At 44.4% G+C, this 7,193-nt stretch carries 4 protein-coding genes; all 4 read right to left on the reverse strand.

The window, feature by feature from the left end:
- Nucleotides 1-7 precede the first annotated feature (7 nt).
- Complete coding sequence (nusA, locus tag KO501_RS02705) at nucleotides 8-1,510, reverse strand: transcription termination factor NusA (protein WP_216028090.1); 1,503 nt, start codon at nucleotides 1,508-1,510, stop codon at nucleotides 8-10.
- A 47-nt stretch (nucleotides 1,511-1,557) separates the two neighbouring features.
- Nucleotides 1,558-2,016, reverse strand: a complete 459-nt coding sequence (rimP, locus tag KO501_RS02710) for a ribosome maturation factor RimP (protein WP_216028091.1) — start codon at nucleotides 2,014-2,016, stop codon at nucleotides 1,558-1,560.
- 309 nt (nucleotides 2,017-2,325) lie between these two features.
- Nucleotides 2,326-3,318: a two-component system response regulator gene (locus tag KO501_RS02715; protein WP_216028092.1), complete on the reverse strand. Its 993-nt coding sequence runs from the start codon at nucleotides 3,316-3,318 to the stop codon at nucleotides 2,326-2,328.
- A 2-nt stretch (nucleotides 3,319-3,320) separates the two neighbouring features.
- A complete protein-coding gene (locus KO501_RS02720; protein WP_216028093.1) occupies nucleotides 3,321-6,641 on the reverse strand; it encodes an MHYT domain-containing protein in 3,321 nt (1,106 codons plus the stop codon).
- Between the last annotated feature and the right edge of the window lie 552 nt (nucleotides 6,642-7,193).

Here is a 7,193-nt window from a genome sequence, read left to right on the forward strand (position 1 = left end):
TTTCCCCTTATTGACCTTCTTCTTCACCAAACCAGACAATATTCCGTGCCGCCATAATCAGTTTCCCGGCGTCTTCCTCGGTCAATCCTTCGATATCACTAATATCATCTGTTCCCTGCTCAGCCAGCTCTTCAAGGTCAGTAATTCCACGGCTAGCAAGGACATAGGCAATGTGTTTGTTCATACCTTCGAGGCTAAGTAATGCCTCTGTAGGTTCTGAACCTTCTAAAGACTCTTCATTCGCCAATGCACGAGTTGTTAATGCTGCCCGTGCACGGGTTCGTAATTCTTCGATGGTATCTTCGTCTAGGCCATCAATGGCCAGTAATTCATTCACAGGCACATACGCAATTTCTTCTAACGTACTGAACCCTTCATCCGCTAATACGGCTGCGAAGTCTTCATCAATATCCAATCCTGAAACAAAAACCTGAAGTACTTTTGCAGTTTCTTCTTCGTGTTTTTTGTTTAGGTCATCAATGGTCATTACGTTCAATTCCCATCCAGTCAATTGACTAGCTAGGCGTACGTTCTGACCGCTTCTGCCGATGGCTTGAGCAAGATTATCCTGCTCCACAGCAACATCCATGGTGTGACTATCTTCGTCTACCACAATAGAGGCCACTTCAGCGGGCGCCATAGCGTTAATAACGAACTGGGCTGGATTTTCATCCCATAAAACGATATCCACACGCTCACCACCGAGTTCGCCAGAAACCGCTTGTACACGAGATCCACGCATGCCAACACACGCGCCCACAGGATCTAAACGCTTATCGTTGGTTTTTACTGCAATTTTTGCTCTTGAACCTGGGTCACGGGCAGCAGATTTAATTTCCAGTGTTTCTTCTGCAATTTCCGGTACTTCTAAGCGGAACAGTTCCACCAGCATATCTGGGTGAGTACGGCTAATAAATAGCTGTGCACCGCGGGCTTCAGGGCGAATAACGTATAATAAGCCACGCACTCTGTCGCCTGGACGGAACGTTTCACGAGGTAACATATCATCACGATAAATAACGCCTTCCGCATTATTTCCTAAATCGATGATAATGTTGTCTCGATTCACCTTTTTAACTGTACCGGTAACCAGATCACCAACTCTATCTTCGTATTCAGCGACCATTTGTGCCCGTTCTGCTTCACGCACTTTTTGCACAATAACTTGCTTGGCGGTCTGGGTAGTAATACGGTCAAACTTTATAGATTCAATTTGCTCTTCGATATAATCGCCCAATTGCAGGTCGGGTTCGTCAACCTGCGCGGCCGACAAGGTAATTTCTGCGTACGGGTTTTCTTGTTCCTGATCATCAGGGATCACTGCCCAACGACGAAAAGTATCAAAATCACCGGTCGTTCTATCGATGCTAACGCGTACTTCTATTTCACCTTCGTTTTTCTTCTTGGTTGCGCTTGCGATAGCAAATTCCAGTGCTTCAAAGATCTTTTCTCTAGGCACTTGTTTTTCATTTGAAACGGCTTCCGCCACTAACAAAATTTCTTTATTCATTTTCGCCTCACTGATGCTTTCATTACTCGAAAGCGGGTGCTGTTCCATTAGTCAAATGTGGGAACAATGTTTGCTTTTTCGATATTCGCCACAGCTAACTGGAACTGCTGGCCATCAACCTCAATACTGATCATGCCGTTTTCACATGCCAGCAACTTGCCTTTGAAATTACGTCGGTTGTCCATCGGGACCGTAAGTTTGGCCTGAATGATTTCACCTATTGCGTCATCGTAGTGACTCGCTTTAAACAGCGGACGGTCTAAACCCGGTGATGATATTTCCAGGTTATATTCCGTATTAATAGGATCTTCAACGTCCAAAATGGCACTCGCCTGATAACTGACCTCAGCACAATCATCGACGGAAACGCCGTTTTCATGATCGATGAAAACACGAAGAATGGAATGTTTGCCTGCACGGACAAACTCCACACCCACCAACTCGTAACCTAAGGCTTCTACACCAGGCTCAAGCATGTCGGTCAGTTTTTCTTCAAGCTTTGCCAATCCTTACCTCCAAAAATGAAAAAAGGGCGAAACGCCCAACTACTGAATCTAACCTTGATATAAGGTCAGAACTGATTAAATACAACAAAAAGCCCCGGACTAGCGGGGCTTTTTGTAAAAATCTGAACCCTTCTGCCAAAGGCAGATGCAAACTAACGGGGTCGTTCAAACACAAAGTGTGCTTCATTGTTTGCAAAAACATCGTAGTCGCGTAAATCTCAGCATTGGCACTGAAATCAGCCCGCCCTAGAACTACGTGGCACGCATTATACTGATACTTTGCACAGATAGCAACTTACCCAGCTACACTTATTCGTTATCGCAGAAGTGGGCTTTGATCGATAAAATAGCATCGATATTTTGCCTAACAAGGGGCACAAGCGCCGGATCGAAATGCACACCACTTTGTGATTCTATATATTCCAAACTCCGTTCTACCGTCCAGGCTTCTTTATAAGGTCGCTTGCTGGTTAACGCATCAAACACATCGGCCAAAGCCACAATACGCCCTTCTATGGGAATGTCGTCACCACTAAGTCCTTTAGGATACCCTGAGCCATCCCATTTTTCATGGTGGGTTAACGATACCACCTTCGCCAAACCAATCAGTTGCGAGTCCGCATCGCCTAGAATTTCTGCGCCAATTTCAGGGTGCTTTTTCATGATGGCAAACTCCTCATCAGTCAGCTTTCCCGGCTTCATCATAATGCTATCAGGAATACCTATCTTGCCGATATCATGCATGGGTGCAGCATGTAGCAACAACTCGGCGCGCACGGCAGAAAACCCTACGGCTTCGGCGAGAATTTTTGCATAATGACTCATACGCAAAACATGCATACCCGTTTCATTATCTTTGTATTCCGCCGCCCGCCCTAAGCGTTGCACCACTTGTAAACGGGTACGTCGTAACTGATCGGTTTGTGCCAATGACAAATGGGTTTTCACCCTCGCCTTTACTACCGGAGGAGAAATGGGCTTGGTAATATAATCAACGCCTCCCACCGCAAAACCTTCAGCTTCGTCAGTGGCATCATTTAGCGCAGTAACAAATATGATAGGAATATTACGCAACGACTCTGTGGCCTTCATTTGCTTACAGGCGTCAAACCCCGTCATAACGGGCATCATTACATCCATGAGGATTAAATCGGGATGTTGCTCTTCGGCCAACTTAATCGCTTCAGGCCCATTTTTAGCAAAGTAAAGTGTATAGTCTTGGCCAAGTAATTGTTTTAACACACGCAAATTAACCGGTTCATCATCTACTATCAAAAGCCGGGCTTTATCTACTTCGTTCATGTCTATTCGCTCGTTTCCAGCTCTTCAATAATTTGTACTAATTGCGCTGCCCCACGCTCAAATTCAAAGTCATCGATATCCTGCAATACACGATTTACCCGAGAATGTAGCGAACCGAAATGCAACTCTTCACACGCTTTGTATACCGTTTCATCCAGACGATTCTCTTTTGTTAACACAAGCAACTGCTTGAGTGGCGGCAATACTTCACACAAGGCATTACCAGTAAGATCAGCGTCATTTGTGTCGACAGTGTTTTTGTTATCAAGAATTTGTTCTACCTTTGATACGGCTTCCGCTAAGTCTGCAATATCCACATCACAAAGAGACTGAGAAGGAATTTCCCGCTCATATTCTTCAAACAGCACCATTAAATAGGTTAGCCCTAAATTGCCACAAACGCCTTTTAAACCATGTAACTGTTTTTCTAATTGGTCATATGCTTTCTGCTTGAGAGCATCTTTTAGACTGCTAAGCCATGTTGGCGCGCTTTCAATAAACTTATGTATTTCACGTTCAAATTCTTCTTTGCCTCCCCATAGTTGCTCTCCACGGGCATAATCTATGTGACTATTGGGCTGCTTCGCAGTGGATGAATGATCACTTTGCTCATCCATGTTTATAAAGCCTAACACTCGAGCAATTTCTGTTTGTAATACCGGAAAATCAATGGGTTTGTTAGCGAAGCCTTCCATGCCCGCCTCTATGGCGTCCAGTTTATCTTGCACTAATACGCTAGCGGTAAGGGCCACGATGGGCAGCCGCTCAAGTTGATTTTCCGCTTCATACTGACGCCAAACTTTAGCTGCCGTTAAACCGTCCATGACTGGCATCTGTAAATCCATCAACACTACATCAAAGGGCTGGGTCTTCATCTTCTCTAGGGCCCGCTGCCCATGTTCAGCCACCTCCACCTCATGGCCAGCTCGTTTTAACAACAAACTCACTAGGTCGACATTTTGACTGATGTCATCCACCACCAAAATATTCATCGGTGGTAAGGAAACCAACTTGTTGTGGTGTACACGACGGCTAGCGACCGGTTTCAATGGCAGGGTAAAAGTAAAATTAGTGCCTGTGTTAGGTTCGCTGGTGGCGCTGATTTCGCCGCCCATAAGCTCCACCAGTTGTTTACTAATGGTGGTACCCAGTCCAGTGCCACCGTATTTTCTACTCATGGAGGCATCGGCTTGGGCAAAGGCATCAAACACTTTATCTAACTGGGATTGGGTCATACCAATACCACTATCACTTACAGAAAATGATATATTGCCAGAGGCTTGGCGATAAACGGCAACATCAACCTTTCCTTTAGCCGTAAATTTCACGGCGTTACTGATCAAATTGCCCAGCACCTGTCGAATACGTTCGGGGGCACCGTGGTAAATATCGGAGACCGACGAAGACACATTGACATGTAAATCCAGTCCTTTCTTTTTGGCTTCTAGCCAAAAGGTAGACACCACCGTATCGATTTCTTCGGTAAGTGAAAAATCACGATATTCGATTTCTAACTTACCTTTATCTAGTTTCGCACTATCGAGTATGTCATTGAGCAAATGCAGCAATGAACGCGCCGAGCGATTAATGGTGGTAAGGTGCTTATATTGGCCATCGGTGAGTTTTTCATCCAGTAATATATCGCTAAAACCAATGATCGCATTCATGGGGGTTCTGATTTCATGGCTCATATTTGCCAAGAAGCTAGCCCGGGATGCCGCCGCTTGCTCTGCAGATTCCTTGGCTCTTTCTAGCTCTTCTTCTATGGCTTTACGGGAAGTAATATCCATGATGAATCCGTCAACCCAACTCTTTTTACATGCTTCGCTGCTGACCACGCAACCGTACTCTCTCACCCACTTGATCTCATTGTTTTTTGCAACAATACGATATTCAATAAGAAACTCAGCTTCCTGTTTTCTGGCTTGTTGGAAAAGTGCTAAGTCAGGCTCGTAAACAAAATCAGCTAACGACAAATGCTGACCTTTGTGGGTGAAAGCATGTGAGGGATAGCCGGTTAGATCGGCTACGGCCTCACTAATAAATTCAATGGCGCCACCTGGGGTATTCATACTCCGGTACGCGACCCCTGGAATATTATGGAAAAATGAACGAAATTTCGCTTCGTTTTCTCGAATGGTTTGCTCCATTTCCATCCGTGAACGGTTATCACCGATAATGACGACAAATACATTTTTATTGCCTTGCTGGGCATGTCCCACCCCCACACGCACGGGCACTTCTTCGCCGTCACTGTTTAACGCATGCACATCTCGGCTCACACCGATAATTTGTTCACCGTTGGGCATTTCTTGTTGTTTAAAAAACTGATCGTTATATTTACTTCGTTTATCCCGGGGGATCAGTTTATGAATAGATTGACCACACAAGGTGTCAAGTTCCCACCCTAAGATACGGGTAATGGCCTTATTCATCGTTAACACTCGGCTATCTTCGTCGATGGTCAGGATCCCATCTACCGCGGTGTCCATTAAAGCCAGTTGGGTACGATGACTACTTTCGGCTTTTTCAGAAATATCCATATAACGAAACAAAAGCGTAAGAAACAGTACCAAGCCAATCATCACTAACGTAAAAAAGCTGACGTAGCCAGCCAGTACATAACTAATGCTGCCTGATTGTAGACTGGTTTCCATGCCCTCTGGCGCCACAAATCGGGCAGCTAACATCCCAAAATAGTGCATGCTGGTAATGGCTAATCCCATTACAAGACTTGCTAAGAAAGTCAAACCCGGTAATTTACGGCTTACCATAAATTTGCTAAGCCCGTATTTAATCCACAGTGACAAGATGGCTAATAAAATGGCGACGACAATAGAAAGTGAAAAATAAAACATGTCATATCGCAACAGTGGTGTCATGGTCATGGCGGCCATGCCTGAGTAATGCATAGCACCGATGCCACCGCCCATTAATCCGCCCGCAAGACAAATCTGCTTTATATTGACTTCGGCACTCCCCAAACTGCGCAAAGCCACAAAGGCTGCAAACACGCCGGGAATAAAAGATAAGAAAGTAACCAGTCCGTCGTAGGAAACCGGCGCGCACAATTCAAAGGCGAGCATGCCGATAAAATGCATAGCCCAAATCCCCACACCAAAAGCAAGGCTGCCTAATGCGAGAAGTATTTGACGACGGATGAAATGATGAGATTCTGAAGTTTGGCTGGCAACACGAAAGCCAGTATAAGAGGCGACAATAGCGATACAAACAGATAGCGCCACCAAAGGCACAGAATAGTATCCAGTGAGCAATAAAGATGTATCTGGAATGACAAATACAGAAAACAGCCATTCAGTCATGATGCGCCTAGGTTAGTCAATTAGTCTATATATAGGCTATCAGTTATGAATGATTATAAATATAAGTTGGCAGTTAACTCAGGCAATTATTAAGTATGTAAAATAACAACAAGGTGTCAAATAATACCTTTTTCCTATCGCCGGTCTATCACGTTTTTCTATTGAACCGATGCTTGGCTATGCCAGTTAAACCAACAAACACACATTAAATCCACACTCCGGTACCTCAAGTTAATTGGCGTAAGCTGTATTAAAATTACAACAATTTCAACAATGCCGCCATCTCAAATCTCGTTTTCTCTGCTTTATCCATCGGGTAAACGGCTTCCAGAAAAGGCCAATGTGTTTACACGGTGGTGGACAGACCGTTTTAGAAGAAAGAATGCATCTAAGGACTTTTCTTCAATCGGTATGGATAAGAAGGCAAAAAACTTATGAAATAATTAAGATTAAACTAAATGAAGAAGACGAAATTAAAAAATTAGTGAAAAATCAGAGGATTTTTGTAACTAACAACGGATTGTGTTAGTTAGAATTGGTTGCGGGAGCTGG

It is taken from the genome of Alteromonas sp. C1M14, from assembly GCF_018860965.1.
Taxonomy (GTDB): domain Bacteria; phylum Pseudomonadota; class Gammaproteobacteria; order Enterobacterales; family Alteromonadaceae; genus Alteromonas.